12 protein-coding genes are annotated in these 14,061 nt (G+C 59.4%); 7 read left to right on the forward strand and 5 right to left on the reverse strand.

Annotated elements, in window-relative coordinates; genetic code table 11:
- The first annotated feature begins 9 nt into the window (after nucleotides 1–9).
- The 3 genes from ACOOHD_RS04965 to ACOOHD_RS04975 all read left to right on the forward strand — a co-directional run bounded on the left by ACOOHD_RS04965 (nucleotide 10) and on the right by ACOOHD_RS04975 (nucleotide 2,747).
- A complete protein-coding gene (locus ACOOHD_RS04965) occupies nucleotides 10–597 on the forward strand; it encodes a riboflavin synthase (RefSeq protein ID WP_420460466.1) in 588 nt (195 codons plus the stop codon).
- Between the two features lie 214 nt (nucleotides 598–811).
- On the forward strand, nucleotides 812–1,699 hold the full coding sequence (locus tag ACOOHD_RS04970; RefSeq protein ID WP_420460467.1) for a T9SS type A sorting domain-containing protein: 888 nt from the start codon (nucleotides 812–814) through the stop codon (nucleotides 1,697–1,699).
- Nucleotides 1,700–1,748: 49 nt separating this feature from the next.
- The gene (locus ACOOHD_RS04975; protein WP_420460468.1) at nucleotides 1,749–2,747 is read left to right on the forward strand and encodes a T9SS type A sorting domain-containing protein; all 999 of its coding nucleotides are present in this window, start codon (nucleotides 1,749–1,751) and stop codon (nucleotides 2,745–2,747) included.
- Here ACOOHD_RS04975 and rimM read toward each other — a convergent pair.
- Together rimM and ACOOHD_RS04985 are read right to left on the reverse strand one after the other, a co-directional pair.
- Nucleotides 2,744–3,250: a ribosome maturation factor RimM gene (gene rimM, locus ACOOHD_RS04980; RefSeq protein ID WP_420460469.1), complete on the reverse strand. Its 507-nt coding sequence runs from the start codon at nucleotides 3,248–3,250 to the stop codon at nucleotides 2,744–2,746. The two genes, ACOOHD_RS04975 and rimM, sit on opposite strands and share 4 nt — an antisense overlap.
- Nucleotides 3,251–3,288: 38 nt before the next feature.
- A complete protein-coding gene (locus tag ACOOHD_RS04985) occupies nucleotides 3,289–4,230 on the reverse strand; it encodes a carbohydrate kinase family protein (RefSeq protein WP_420460470.1) in 942 nt (313 codons plus the stop codon).
- Between the two features lie 57 nt (nucleotides 4,231–4,287).
- On the opposite strand from ACOOHD_RS04985, the gene ilvA reads away from it, so the two are divergent.
- The 4 genes from ilvA (at nucleotide 4,288) to mqnB (ending at nucleotide 10,016) form a co-directional block, all read left to right on the forward strand.
- Nucleotides 4,288–5,544, forward strand: a complete 1,257-nt coding sequence (gene ilvA, locus ACOOHD_RS04990) for a threonine ammonia-lyase (protein WP_420460471.1) — start codon at nucleotides 4,288–4,290, stop codon at nucleotides 5,542–5,544.
- Between the two features lie 256 nt (nucleotides 5,545–5,800).
- Entirely contained in the window at nucleotides 5,801–6,058 is a 258-nt protein-coding gene (locus ACOOHD_RS04995; RefSeq protein WP_420460472.1) for a hypothetical protein, read from the forward strand.
- 44 nt (nucleotides 6,059–6,102) lie between these two features.
- A complete protein-coding gene (locus tag ACOOHD_RS05000) occupies nucleotides 6,103–9,339 on the forward strand; it encodes a UvrD-helicase domain-containing protein (RefSeq protein ID WP_420460473.1) in 3,237 nt (1,078 codons plus the stop codon).
- Nucleotides 9,336–10,016, forward strand: coding sequence for a futalosine hydrolase (gene mqnB, locus ACOOHD_RS05005; protein ID WP_420460474.1), 681 nt, complete (start codon nucleotides 9,336–9,338; stop codon nucleotides 10,014–10,016). Before ACOOHD_RS05000 ends, mqnB begins: the two co-directional genes overlap by 4 nt.
- Here mqnB and ACOOHD_RS05010 read toward each other — a convergent pair.
- Genes ACOOHD_RS05010 through ACOOHD_RS05020 form a run of 3 tightly spaced genes read right to left on the reverse strand, consistent with a single transcriptional unit; the run spans nucleotide 10,013 to nucleotide 14,042 of the window.
- Complete coding sequence (locus ACOOHD_RS05010; protein WP_420460475.1) at nucleotides 10,013–11,128, reverse strand: P-loop NTPase; 1,116 nt, start codon at nucleotides 11,126–11,128, stop codon at nucleotides 10,013–10,015. The two genes, mqnB and ACOOHD_RS05010, sit on opposite strands and share 4 nt — an antisense overlap.
- Before the next feature lie 12 nt (nucleotides 11,129–11,140).
- On the reverse strand, nucleotides 11,141–13,528 hold the full coding sequence (locus ACOOHD_RS05015) for an endonuclease MutS2 (protein ID WP_420460476.1): 2,388 nt from the start codon (nucleotides 13,526–13,528) through the stop codon (nucleotides 11,141–11,143).
- 49 nt (nucleotides 13,529–13,577) lie between these two features.
- Complete coding sequence (locus tag ACOOHD_RS05020) at nucleotides 13,578–14,042, reverse strand: hypothetical protein (protein WP_420460477.1); 465 nt, start codon at nucleotides 14,040–14,042, stop codon at nucleotides 13,578–13,580.
- Nucleotides 14,043–14,061 lie beyond the last annotated feature (19 nt).

A 14,061-nucleotide genomic window follows, 5' to 3' on the forward strand; every position in this document is an offset into this window, starting at 1 on the left:
ATCCCTAGCATGTTCACAGGTATTATTGAGGCGGCGGGTACCATCACGACCGTGGAACGCGAGCAGTCGAACGTCCACTTCACGGTACGCAGCCCCATCAGCGCGGAGCTAAGGGTGGATCAGAGCCTCTCGCACGACGGGGTCTGTCTGACCGTAGTGGCCCTCGGCGAGGGTACCCACACCGTAACCGCGGTACAAGAGACGCTGAACCGTACCCGCCTCGGCAACTGGGAGGTTGGCGGTGTAGTGAACCTCGAGCGCGCCATGGTCGCCGGCGGGCGGCTCGACGGCCACATCGTGCAGGGGCACGTGGACACCGTCGGCGAGTGCACCGAGGTAATCGAAAGTGGGGGCAGCTGGTACTATACCTTCCGCTACGCTACGGACGATCTGCTGGTGGACAAGGGCAGCGTCTGCGTAAATGGCGTCAGCCTTACGGTGGTGGAGCCTACGGACGATACCTTTCGGGTGGCCATCATCCCCTACACCCACGACCATACGAACTTCCGGGAGCTGCGGCCGGGGAGTAGTGTGAATCTGGAGTTTGACATTATTGGGAAGTACATTGCGCGGCAGTGGGCGGCCTACCGCGGGTGATAAAGTTTTGCTAAAGTGAACTTTGGGCCTTGCGGGGGCGGTAGAATGGCGTGACCTTGAGGAATACGAACCGATCACTTCGTTAACTGCTGCTATGATGAAAACTTTACTACTAATCGTTTTTTTCTTTCCTCTGTTACTAATCGCGCAACGGGGTACGCCCCTCCAGGGTCATCCACGTACACTCGACCGCGGACACTCCGCAAAGCGCGACATGAATAAAAATGTCGAAGACGTCCTGCTTCCTCCGGTGGCGGATTTAGCATGCTACGAGACAGCTATCGTACAGACCGTCTCCGATTCCGGCTTTGTCTTCGGCAGTAATCTCTACGGAGACATACTTACGGCTCAGCGGATTGTAAATCCCCACAGTTCCAATTACCGCATTACTTCCGTAGCCGTTGCGTTTGAGTTTCCCGGTGAGGGGGCCGATGATATATACTTAAATGCATTCGTGCTGTCGGACGGTGGCAGTGACCTATCTGGTAGTTTCACCGTACTGGGTGAGAGTGATTCTGTGCGTGCGGCAGATCTTCAAGTCGACGCAGATGATGTACTGTACACCACCTTCACCTTTTCCGAGCCGGTAGTAATGACGAACGACTCGTTCTTCATTGGCATTGATTTTTCGAGGGCCTACGACAATAGTCCACCTCCGTTCATTGGCCTGTTGTCGACCGAAGACGGGTGTGGCGATGGCAGCAACGTGGTGATCGTGACGCGGGTAGGCTTGTCGGAAACGATAAACACCCTCCGCAATATCTACGGGCTCAATTCGGAACTTTATTTCGAGGTCACGGTCGATGACTCTCTGACCACCGGCATCCTCACCCCCCGCCTGGCCGACTACGGCATCGAGTCTTTCCCCAACCCTGCCCTCGACGAGTATAGTATTCGCTTTACCGGTCGCAGTGCCGCCGCATTGTACACCGCCCGCCTCACCGATCTTTCCGGTAGACTGTTGCGGGAGGCACGTCCAGCAACTACTGGTGGTGTACAGTACCAGGTTGACTGGTCCCTAGCCGACCTTCCCGCCGGCCTTTACCTCTACCACATCGATGGTCCCGAAGGGCGGCAGTCAGGCAAGGTGATGAAGCGCTAGCAAACTTTAGGTACTTTGTGTCCTAATCACTTGACACTAACTACCTACCATGATGAGAGCTTTACTCTGGAGTTTACTCTTCGCGTTGCCGCTGGCCTGCTTTACACAACAGCTCGTACAGCCTGGCCAGGTACACACCTTTTCTCGGGAAGCCTTCGAAAAATCTGTACCGACTCGGATCTTTCCTGATGTGATCGAGAACGACACCTGTGCAAACAGAGCTGTACTATATGAACTCGGCATGGATGGTGGGTTTGTTACAGGCACCAACGTAGCCGGGGACATTGCCAAGATTCAACGCTTGATTTTTCCGGGAGAAGAACGCTACGAGGTCACCGAGGTAGGTGTAGCCTTCGCGGTAGCAGACGACACACTGGCAGACTATGTGGTTTCGGCGCGCATCTACAATGACCTTATTTCGGATACGATCATCGGGGAGCTGCTTGCCACCAGTGATAGTGTACGAATAGGCGATATCAGGCTACCGGATTCGTTAATACGCTTCACCACCTTCACCTTTCCCGACCCGCCCATCGTCGAGCGGGATTCCTTCTGGGTCTACATCGATCTATTTAACATTGGTGAGGCACCGCCTGGTGGCAACGTCGGCATTTTTTCCACGGTGGATAGCTGTGGCGACGGGAACAACGTGATCGAACGGGCCACCCCTAGTGGAATTTACGTGCCACTTAACCAACGGTGGCAGACCAGCGATAGCACCTTCCTCAACGTCGAGATGTTTATCTACGCTATTGTCGACCCGGATCTTACCATTTCAACCCGTAATCCGGTTGCTGATTACGGACTGTCCGTATATCCGAATCCCGTTACCGACCGACTTACCCTAACGTTCACCGCAAAATCCGCAGACCGCTACCGTGCCTCCATCACCGATCTACAGGGCCGGCAGCTCTACGCCACCGGCTACCAACAATTCGGTGCCCAGGCTCAATTTACCCTACCCCTTCAGGACCTTCCCGCCGGCCTCTACCTCTACCACATCGACGGGCCCCAGGGCCGCCAGTCGGGTAAGGTCGTGAAGCGCTAAGACCCCAGCTCCAGCAAGCCCCCCGGCAGGTCCATCTCCACCGTCTCCTCCTCCTCCCGCACGGCGATCACCAGGTCGTCGTGCAGGGGGATGTAGACGATCTTCCCTTCGTGCTCGATTTCCGCCAGGTAGTGCTCGGGTAGGTCCACGATGTCAACGATTGGCCCCAGTACGGGGTAGCCCTCCGCTACAATCCGGTAGCCGATGAGTTTGTCCCAGGGAGTAATCTCGTCATCTTCCTCCACCGTCACCTGGTCGCTAGGTAGCCACAGGGGCTGGCCCGACAGCAGGCTCACCTGCTCCCGCGTCGTAAAGGACTCCAGCGTCACCGTCAGTTTACCGCCGGCCCGGAAATGCTGCACGAAGTACGGGATAGCCGGCTCCCCGATCAGCACGGCTGTTGCCCGCAGCAGATCATCCAGGTACAGCTCCTCCACGTGCAGACTCAGCTCCCCCCTCACCCCGTGCGGCCGCCCCGTACGGCCTATCTCTACCAGCTCCATACCCACAAAAGTAGGCGGCCGGGGACGCCGGTGCAACGCTATTGAACGAGCAGTTCTTCTAGATCGAGCTCCTGCCGCAGCGGACCTACGGTAGTCAACTTGATCTCAGCCACCACACGGCCCGCCTCCGCACAAGCTTTCCAATCTTTTCCCGCCAAGTGGGCCGCCAGGAAACCCGCCCAGAAGGCATCGCCCGCCCCAGTGGTATCCTGTACCTCTACGGGCCGTGCCGGCAGACTGAAATTCTCCCCGTCGGTATACACGTAGCACCCCTCCTCACCGAGGGTGAGGCATATCACCCCGGCACCCAGGTCGAGCAGGCGCTCGGCGGCGTCCTCGCGGTCATCCAGCGGCTCGTCAAACAGGCGCACGAAGTCGACCTCGCTGCACTTTACCAGGCTTTCGCGGCCGGCCTCGGTGCCCAGGCTGAGGTAGCTATTGATCACCCAGAGTGCCTCTAGGCGATCGGGCCAGATCTTGTGGGCGTAGTTCACGTCGATGCTAAGGCGGGCCCCGGCGGCTACGGCCCGGGCGGCGGCGGAGAGGATCGAACTGCGGGCCGGGTCCCGGCTAAGGGCAAAGGCAGTAGTATGAAAGACCTTACATTCACTGAGGTAGTTATCCGGAAACTGCACGCCGGTGATTTCGGTGTCCGCCCCCCGGTAGGCCTCGAAGTTGCTCACGGCCTTGCTCTTGGTAACCAGGATCAGGGTGGTTGGGGTACTCACCGCTACGAGGTGCCGGGTATCCACCCCCCGTTCCCGCAGCTCCTCGCGCAGCAGGGCACCGATGTCATCCTTGCCGATGGTGGCGACAAGCCCCACTTGACGGCCAAGCTGGGCAAGGTTCATCGCTAGGTTGGCTGGGCTGCCGCCGGCGAAGCGGCGGTAGGTGTCTACGCTGCGAAAATCGGCGCCGTACTCCGTGCTGATGAGGTCGACGAGCACTTCGCCGGTACAGATGATCTCGGGGGCTTGCATGCGCCAAAGTTAACAATTCGCCGCACCCGCGTCCGCGCCCTACTGTACCTTTAGGGCATGACGCGTATGGATACCCGACTGATCTCGGTGGAGGAGGTGATCAAGGCCCGCCACAAACTACGGGGGATCGCGCTGGAAACTCCACTGATGCGCTCCACCCGACTGAGTGACCTGTACGGGGCGGAGGTGTGCCTGAAGCGGGAAGATCTGCAGGAGGTGCGCAGCTACAAAATTCGGGGGAGTTACAACAAGATGAGCTCGCTGAGTCAGGAAGAGCGCGAGCGTGGAGTGGTGTGTGCCAGTGCCGGTAACCACGCCCAGGGACTGGCCTACGCCTGTAAGGCCATGCGGGTGCGGGGCACGATCTTCATGCCCGTCGTCACGCCGGCCCAGAAGGTACGCAAGGTGCGCATGTTCGGCGGGGACTACGTCGACGTGGTGCTGACCGGAGATACCTACGACGATGCCTACGCCGAATCGATGCGGGTGGCCGCCGAGCGCGGACTGACCTACGTGCACCCCTTCGATGACCTTAAGACCATCGCGGGTCAGGGTACCGTGGGATTGGAAATACTGGACGCCTCCGCCGAGCCCATTGATATCGTGATCATGGCCGTGGGGGGCGGCGGACTCAGTGCCGGTATCGGTAGTGTGTTCCGGCAGTTGAGCCCGCATACCGAGCTGATCGGCGTAGAACCCAGCGGAGCGCCGGCCATGTACGAAAGTATACTGCAGGGTAAAATCGTGACCCTGGAGACGATCGATAGCTTCGTGGACGGGGCGGCGGTGCGGCGGGTGGGCACCCATACCTTTCCCATCGTAGCCGAGACCTTTTCGCGCATCGAGCTGGTCGACGAGGGTAAGGTCTGCGGCGTGATGCTCGATCTGTATAACGAAGATGGGCTGGTCGTGGAGCCGGCCGGGGCGCTTTCCATTGCAGTACTTGACCAGCTCGGTGACCTGAGCGGCAAGCGCATCGTCTGCGTGGTGAGTGGCGGCAACAACGACATCACCCGCACCCCCGAAATTCAGGAGCGGGCGCTGATGTACGCGGGGTTGAAGCACTACTTCATTGTGGAGTTTCCGCAGCGGTCGGGGGCCCTGCGCGACTTTCTCGACGTGCTAGGACCGGATGATGACATCACCCACTTCGAGTATACGAAGAAGCATAACCGGGCGATGGGGCCGGCGCTGGTGGGGATTCAGCTGGGGCGGCGGGGGGATTTTGAGGAACTGCTGGCGCGGATGAATGCGCGGAAGATGCGGTTTGAGCACCTGAACGATCAGCCTATTTTATTTGAGATGCTGATTTGATAATAGTCTTGAATGGGTTAGATGATTCACCACGGAGTCCCTTATAGGGGCCACACCGAGGGTTTCACCGAGGTATCACTGAGGCAGTCAAGGCAAAGAGGTAACAGAGACTTGCGCCCGGGGGCGCAGCGGGTGCAGACTGTTTGAAGAAGCTGTGTGACACTTACCTCTGTGAAACCTTTGTGAAACCCTCTGTGAGTCGCCAGGCTCTCCGTGGTGAACAAATCCAAACGGGGGAGCAAAGTGTCTTCTGCAAATGGAAGTACAAATAGCCTGCCCGAGGTGCGACTGGGAGCCCGACGGCCACGCCCACTGGGTATGTGATCACTGCGCTACGCGCTTCGATACCTTTGAGACCACCGCCATCTGCCCCAACTGCAAGAAGCAGTTCGAGGACACGCAGTGCATCAGCTGCACGAAGTTTTCGCCCCACCTGGACTGGTACCGCAACCTGGATGCCTGGCTGCTGGAGCAACTGGAGCGGATTCGGGAGCGGGTGCTATCGGATGCCTGATTGTAAAACGGATTGTTTTACATTTACCGGCCTAAGCCCTCGCCGTGTTAGCCAACCTTAAACTGATTTCCGCCGGTGCCGGTAGCGGAAAGACTTATCGCCTCACCCAGGAAATGGCCCAACTGCTGACGAGCGGGGCCGTACGACCTAGTGGCATCATTGCTACCACCTTTACGAAGCGAGCCGCTGCGGAGCTCAAGGAGCGGGTACGGGTCAAGCTCCTGCGCGATGGCATGACCAGGGAGGCTGGTGCGCTCACGAATGCGCTGATCGGTACGGTCCACGGACTGGGCGTGAAGTTGCTACGGCGCTTTGCCTACGAGGCGGGGGTGAGTCCGCAGGTGGACATCATCGCAGACGGCGACGATCAGCGACTCTTCAACCTGAGCATGGCCGCGGTGATCGATCTGGATCGCATCCGGGAGATCGAAGAGCTCTGCGACCGGCTGGGCCTGAGTGCTAATGGGGAGAAGTACAACTGGCGCAAGGACGTACTAGGCCTGGTAGAAATCATTCGTGGCAACAACTTCGACGACGAGGACATCAAGCGCAGCAAATCGAATAGCTGGTTTACGCTCAAATATTTCCTGCCCCCGGCCCGTGAAGACCTCACCCTGGCCCAGTACCAGACGCGCATGCAGCGCGTGCTGAAGGAAACCTTCGAAGCGCTGCTCAATAATCCTGCCGACAGCACGAAAAAAACCGAGACGGCCGCCATTGGCCTGCGCAAATCACTCGCCCAGCTCCAGCAATACGGCTACCTGCCCTGGCAGGAGTACGCCAAAATGGGCCGCTACGCTAAGGAGGTCGGGGCAAAGAGCCGCGAACTGGTCGAGGAGCTTGCAACACTGGGGCAGGAGCACGCTGCCCTAGCGGCCTTTCAGGACGATCTCAGGGGCTACCAGGACCTGCTCTTCGACTGTGCCCGCGACTCCATCGCTGAGTACGACCGCTACAAGAAAAACCGGGGGCGAATTGACTACACCGACATGGAGGTGCTGGTGCTCAAACTACTGGAGCACCCCAGTGTGCAGGAAACCCTATCGCGTGAGCTCGACCTGCTGATGGTGGATGAATTTCAGGATACCTCCCCCATTCAGCTGGCGCTGTTTTTACGCCTTTCGCAGCTAGCTAAACAGAGCGTCTGGGTGGGTGATCCGAAGCAGTCGATCTACGGCTTCCGGGGGGCGGAGCCCCGCTTAATGGCGGCGGTGATGCACGCCAACGGCCCCATCGACCCGGCCAATATCCAGCGGCAGAGTTGGCGCAGCCGGGAAGACATCGTGTACAGCTGCAATAGTCTGTTCGTGAGCGCCTTCCCGGAGTTTTCGGCGGACGAAGTGGCGCTAGAACCGGTGCGTTGTCGACAAGGATCTAGATTCGCAGGAGCAGAAAGCAAACTGCTGAGCCAGACGGCGGGGCTTATCCACTGGCACTTCAGCATCGATGGAAGCAGTCGCTGGAGGGCCTCGTTCATGCAGGAGGCCATGGCCAAGGCCATCCGCGAGCTGCTCGAAGCACCGCCACTGATTTTACCTAAGGGGGAGCCGAAGGAGCGGCGTTTACGGGCCGGTGATATAGCTATTCTTTGCCGGACCAACTACGGCTGCCAGGACATGGCACAGGCGCTAGCGAAGCAGGGGCTATCTGCTGCCATCGCCCGCGACGGGCTGCTGAAGACCGCCGAGGCTACCCTGCTCCTAGCCTGCCTGAAGTATATGCTGAGTGGCGGCGACTCGCTCTCCGTCGCTGAGATCATGTTACTGGGTAGCCGGTATGACCTGCCCGGTGTCATCGACCACCGCCTCCAGTACCTCGAAACGCAGCAGGAAAGCGCTAAACCCCCACCCTGGGCGGTCGATGAGCCGTTGTTACGCGAACTCGAAGCCCTGCGCCAGATCACCTCCGAGCACTCCACCAGTGAGATGCTCAACATCGTACTCGAACGCATTGACCTGCGCCGTATCGCCGTAGCCTGGGGCGACGGGGAGCAGCGGCTCAGCAACATCGACGAGCTACGCCGTCTGGCCGTGGCCTACGAGGAAACCTGTCACCGGCAGCACCGCGCCGCCTCCCTCGGTGGCTACCTGCTGTACCTCAACCAGTTGGCCCGCGAAAAGGACGATATGCGGGGCGCCAGCGAGCGTCCGGAGGCCGTAAACGTCCTGACCTACCACCGCAGTAAGGGGCTGGAGTGGCCTACGGTGATCTGCTACGACCTGGACCAAAAACTACGCGCCGAGCTGTGGGGCCGTGCCGTCATCCCCGACGATCCCGACGCGCCGGTCGACCTAGATCGGCCGCTTGCCAACCGCTGGCTCCGGTACTGGGCCAATCCCTACGGTCGCCTCACTGGGGGTATTCCCTGGGTGGACGAGCTGGAGGCCAGTAACTGGAAAGCCCGCGCTACGCAGGCGGCCTTGGCCGAGGAGGCCCGGCTACTGTACGTAGGAATGACCCGCGCACGCGACTACCTGATCCTACCGACGGGGAAGTACGGAGCGCCCTGGCTAGACCGTGTGTACGGCCGGGGGGGCAAGGAGACCACCGTACTGGAGCCCGGCACTACCGAGACCCCCTTTAGCTGGGACGGCCACGACATCGCTAAGACGACCGTGCAGTTCATCGAGCCCATCTCGCAGCCACGGTCGGAGCCGCGCTTTACTGCCGTGCCATTCCTTACCGGGATGCGATCGGGCCGGGACGGCCACGCTGCCCGCTGGGTGGACGACGGGTTTATCATTGATACCTACGGACCCTGCGACTCTGGTTCCCTCATCAGCTACGCTAGTCTTGCCGAACCCGATCCAGCGGTCGATCTACGTGCCTACGCACGGTGTGCCAGTACCTTTATCGCGGGTGATCCTGTTGGCAACGATAACGCCTATCGGCGGGAGCTGGCCGAGCAACTGCTGGCCGAGTTTCTGCCCGGTGTACCGGTCGAACTGGAGGAGATGCTCCGGCAGTCCGACGGCTTCCGGGATTTTACGGAGGCTAACTGGCCGGATGCCGAAGTACACCGTCACCTCGCCCTACGTGGAAGGGTTGCCGACCGGAAGTACGCGCAGCAGCTCGATTGGGTAGGTGCCCTACCGGATGACGAATGCGTGTTAATTCAGAACATCTGCCTGTCCCCGAAGCAATTTCAACAGCAGCAGGCTCTAAGACTAGCGGAGCTTCGGCTGCAGTCCGAGCTCCTTCAGCGCGTGTACGGTAAGCGCGTGGTGGCCGCATTCTTGCACACACCGGCGACCGCGACCTTAGTGCAACTTCAGTGGTGAGAATCCTGCTCCTCGCCGCCACCCCGTCCGAGCTAGGCCCTACCGTGGCCTGGCTCAGGGAGCTGGCCGTGCGGCAGGAGCAAAACGTACTCAGCTTCGAGCGGGTGGAGATAGAGGTAGTGTTTGGAGGACTCGGGTTGATTTCCACGGCGTTCCTACTCGGTCGCCGCCTACCGGCTCCGCCCGCCGTACAGCTGGCTATCCAGGTCGGTGTTGCGGGGGCGTTCGATCGCGCCCTGGCCCTCGGTCAGGTCGTCAATGTAATAAGCGAACAGCTGGGTGACTGGGGAGCAGAAGACCCTAACGGAAAACTTCTTCCGCCAGCAGCCCTGGGTTTTCCACCCGGGTTTCCCTTTGGCGAAGGTGGTGTTCTGCGACCCGCCGGGCCCTCTGCCATCCTGCCCTACCCCACCGTTGCGGGACTCACCGTGCACCGAGCTACGGGTAGCCAAACTACCATCACCCGGCTGCGGGAGTCCTTCCCCGATGCACAGGTAGAATCCATGGAAGGAGCCGCTTTCTTTTACGGCTGTATGGCAGCGGGCGTAGACGCGCTGCAACTTCGCGCCATCAGCAACTACGTTACCCCCCGGGATCGATCAGCCTGGAAATTAGAACCAGCAATCACCGCCGTCAACACCGCACTACAGCGAGTCCTCACACCCTTCATCTCCTAATTTTTCATTTCCACCCGTGCGGTGGGGGCCATCATCTCGTTGCGCAGGGCGGTTTGCCGCGCTACGTTGCGGGCTACCTTAAGCCAGGCCTCCCGCACTACCTCGTTCTCCTTATCGAGCACGGCGGGAGCGCCCGCATCCCCGCCTTCACGAATGGACTGCACCAGGGGTATCTGCCCTAGCAACATACTGTTGCTCTTTTTGGCTAGGCTTTTCCCCCCGCCCTGCCCGAAGATGTAGTACTTGTTGTTCGGCAACTCGGCCGGGGTGAAGTACGACATATTCTCCACCACGCCGAGCACCGGAACGTTGACGTTTTCCAGGAAGAACATATTCATGGCCTTGACCGCATCGGCCAGGGCGACCTTCTGGGGGGTGGTGACTAGTACGGCGCCCGTGACGCTTACCACCTGCACCAGGGTGAGCTGGACGTCGCCGGTGCCGGGAGGAAGGTCTACAATGAGGTAATCAAGCGGCGGCCAAACGGTTTCCTCGATGAACTGCTTGATGATACCCGCCAGGCGCGGCCCACGCAGTACAACCGCCTGCTCGGGCTCCACGACAAAGCCCGTGCTCATCACCGGTAGTCCGTAAGCATAAAGTGGCTTGATCTTAGGCTTGCCGTAGACGGTCTCTACCGTAGGCTTTTGTCCCTGGAGTCCGAGCATGGTGGGAGCGGAGGGACCGTAGACATCGGCGTCTAATAAGCCGACCGCACCGCCGAGTTGCTGGAGTCCTAGGGCAAGATTAACCGCTACGGTGCTCTTCCCTACCCCACCCTTACCACTGGCTACTGCGATAATATTTTTGACGTGTGGCAGCGGGTTGCTCTGCTGGGGGCCGCCGCCGCCCCTGCCAGCCTGCGGCGTCATACCAGGATTTTGCATGTGCACGTGTACCTGAGCCTCGGGGTAGACATTCAGGATGGCCTCCTGGCAGGCGAAATTTAGTTGTTGCTTGTAATCCGCTTCCAGCTTCGGCAGCTGAAGGGTAAAGGACACATTGGGGGGCTCGACCTTCAGATGCAACACCATGTTGGCGGTAATCAGATCCTGTCCGGTCTGGGGGTCAGTGACGGTAGCGAGCGCTTCGGCGATACGGGAAACTTCCACAGCTGGAGAGGATTATAGTTCTACAATGGTGACGCCCTCACCGCCCTGCTCGCGGGGTGGCGTGATGAGGGTAAAGTCATGGTTGTACTCCTGCAACTTCTGCCGCACGGCACGCTTTAGGGCACCGCTCCCTTTGCCGTGTACGATACGCAGCTGGCTGGCGTTGGCCATGAGGGCTTGGTCAACGAAGGCCTGGGTGGTATTGAGCACCTCCTCGAAGCGCATCCCGCGCACGTCCAGCTTATTGTCGAAGGTGGCAACAGCGCTGATGTCGCTGGTCACGCTGCGCTCCTTACGCAGCGACATGGGATTATCGGCATGCTCGATGTCGCGCAGGTTGACCGTCAGCCGGAGGTCACCGACAATCACCACGGCGCGCTTCCTATCGATGGATTCGATGGTGCCACTGGCCCCGCCCGTGCGTAGTTTGACGTAGTCACCTTCCTTGAAGGCCTCCTTGGCGTGTTTCCCCTTGCGCGGTTGGTAGTAAATAGACTCCCGCAGGTCGGTCACCTGCTCGCCGATCTTCTCGCGTTCCTCGCGCAGCACCTTCGCCTGCTCCTTTGCTTCTTCGATCTTCTTCTCTTCGCGGAGTTCCCGGATCAGGGTTTCCATCTCCTTATTGTACCTCGCCGTTTCCGTAAGGGCCTGCTCCTTGGCTTCTAATTTCAGGCGTTTGCGACGCACTTCGATGTCGCGGTGCAGCTCCTCGTAGGTACGGGTGAGGGCATCGAGGGTTTTTTGCTTCTGTTCTAGGCCCTTTAACTGCTCCTCCACTTCCTGCTTTTCGCGTTGGAGGTCGACGAGGAGTTGGTCGACGGCTCGCTCGTTCTTACCGGCCCGTCTGCGTGCGTGGGCGAGTACCTCGTCAGGTAGCCCACTTTTCTGGGCAATCTCGAAGGCGTAGCTCGAGCCCGGCCGGCCTACCCGTAGCTCGTAGGTCGGTGATAGGGTATCTTTGTCAAAGTTCATCCCCCCGTTGACGATGCCGGCGGTTTTGTATGCGTATATCTTCAGGTTGCTGTAGTGGGTCGTGATGACGCCATACACTTGTTTGGCGTTGAGCCCTTCCAATACGCCCTCCGCAATCGCGCCCCCCAGCGCCGGATCGGTACCTGCCCCAAACTCATCGATTAGCAACAGGGTGCGGTCATCGGCCGATTTAATAAACTCCCGGGCGTTTTTTAGCCGGCTGGAGTAGGTCGATAGGTCGTCCTCAATGCTTTGCTGATCCCCAATGTCAGTAAAGACGCGATGAAAGATACCAAACTCCGATTCTTTATCTACCGGCACTAACATCCCCGCCTGTAACATCAGCTGTAGCAGTCCTACGGACTTCATCAGGATGGACTTCCCCCCCGCATTCGGTCCCGATAGCATCAGCAGCCGGTTCTTACCCCCTAGCTTCAGGTCGAAGGGCACGGTCTTTTTGCCGTACTGCCGGTTTTTCAAGTACAGCAAGGGGTGCCGCCCCTCGCGAATCCACAAGCGAGGTTGCTGATCGACCTTCGGTCGCTCCGCCTTCAGTTGCTGGGCCAGTCGTGCCTTGGCCTGCACCAGGTCGAAGTAGGCGATCAGGTCGCGGTAGCCGGTAATCTGGTCGACATAGGGTCGCAGCTGAGCGGAGAGCTCGCGCAAGATTCGGTAGATCTCCCGCCGCTCCTCCTGCTGGAGGTCAAAAATGTCATTGTTGATCCCGATCACCTCGTCGGGCTCGATGTAGGCGGTCTTTCCCGTCGCCGACTCATCGTGGATGATGCCCCGTATCTGGCGTTTGAATTCACTCGGTACACTCAGGACGCGGCGCCCATTGCGAAAGCTTTCAACCGTATCGGTCAGGTAGCCCGCCCGCCGGTACTTCTCAATGACGCTACGAAAAGCCTTTTCTACCTCCCGCTGCTTGCTCCCGATGAGCCGGCGGATGCGCGCAAGCTCTTCCGAGGCATCCGAGCGAATGCTGCCTTCTGCATCGATGACCGCTTCAATGGCCACCGAGAGCTCCGGCACGTAGTCCACCTGCCGTACCACGGCGTAAAGGTTTTCGTACTTAGCCTGGCGAGCCGCACCCTGAAAAAAGCCGAATAGTTGCTTGGCTTGCAGGAGCAGCACGTTCAACTTAGCTAGGCCGCTTTCCACCAGTACGTAGCCCTCTACGCGCAGTGCTCGCAGCTCCTCCTCGACATCGTCGTAGGCCCCGATCAAAAACATGTTCTTCTCCTCGGTCCCCTGCCGGAACTCGGCCACCTCGTCCAGCCACCTATTCACCTCGGTGACTTTGGTGGAAGGGAGCAACTGCCGGGCAGCCGTACGACCTAAATCTCCCTGACACTGTCGCTCCAGGAGGGCCAGGACCTTATCGAATTCCAGGGTTTCGGGGGTGTCGGCGGGAAGTAACTGCATAGCTGAAAAAGGTGCCCCTTGCTAACCCACAACGGCACCGCTAGGTTGCTCAGTCCTCCCGGCGGCGGTTCTTGAGCCGGGGCTTGTTCCACTCCTCCCGCTGGGCGAAAGTGACCACATTTTTGATCAGTGAGATCATGCCCAGAAAGACCAAATAGCCTACCGTCACCACCAGGTAGATCCAGCGGTAAGACCCCGCATCGTTGATGCTGATACCGCTAAAGGCCCAGGCCAGCAGACCTGCCCCCAGGGCAAGCGCCATGAAGCTGTACATACTACGACCCCAGTACTTAGCGGTATTCTCCGCCGAGGCACTCAGCACGGAGTTGAAGAGCGCAAAAAAAAGCATAAAACTCGCTGCGCACAACCAGGGAAAGCGATTGCTTACCCCCACCGTGTCCGTTCCGGCCACAATGATGCTGAACACATCGATCACTAGTACCATGGCCAGGATGACGCCCGCCTGTAGCACGGGGTCTACCCGCCGCTCAAAGATGGATCCCTGGGAAGTCATACCGTCCGCTTTACCGCCT

The sequence above is a fragment of the Neolewinella sp. genome (assembly GCF_965214665.1).
Taxonomy (GTDB): Bacteria; Bacteroidota; Bacteroidia; order Chitinophagales; family Saprospiraceae; genus Neolewinella.

What these genes read in the sequence shown, in the direction of transcription:
- ilvA (WP_420460471.1), top strand. Translation starts at nt 4,288, where the DNA reads ATGACGCGTATGGATACCCGACTGATCTCGGTGGAGGAGGTGATCAAG.
- ACOOHD_RS04965 (WP_420460466.1), top strand. Translation starts at nt 10, where the DNA reads ATGTTCACAGGTATTATTGAGGCGGCGGGTACCATCACGACCGTGGAA.
- ACOOHD_RS04995 (WP_420460472.1), top strand. Translation starts at nt 5,801, where the DNA reads ATGGAAGTACAAATAGCCTGCCCGAGGTGCGACTGGGAGCCCGACGGC.
- ACOOHD_RS05015 (WP_420460476.1), bottom strand. Translation starts at nt 13,528, where the DNA reads ATGCAGTTACTTCCCGCCGACACCCCCGAAACCCTGGAATTCGATAAG.
- ACOOHD_RS04985 (WP_420460470.1), bottom strand. Translation starts at nt 4,230, where the DNA reads ATGCAAGCCCCCGAGATCATCTGTACCGGCGAAGTGCTCGTCGACCTC.
- rimM (WP_420460469.1), bottom strand. Translation starts at nt 3,250, where the DNA reads ATGGAGCTGGTAGAGATAGGCCGTACGGGGCGGCCGCACGGGGTGAGG.
- ACOOHD_RS04970 (WP_420460467.1), top strand. Translation starts at nt 812, where the DNA reads ATGAATAAAAATGTCGAAGACGTCCTGCTTCCTCCGGTGGCGGATTTA.
- ACOOHD_RS04975 (WP_420460468.1), top strand. Translation starts at nt 1,749, where the DNA reads ATGATGAGAGCTTTACTCTGGAGTTTACTCTTCGCGTTGCCGCTGGCC.
- ACOOHD_RS05020 (WP_420460477.1), bottom strand. Translation starts at nt 14,042, where the DNA reads ATGACTTCCCAGGGATCCATCTTTGAGCGGCGGGTAGACCCCGTGCTA.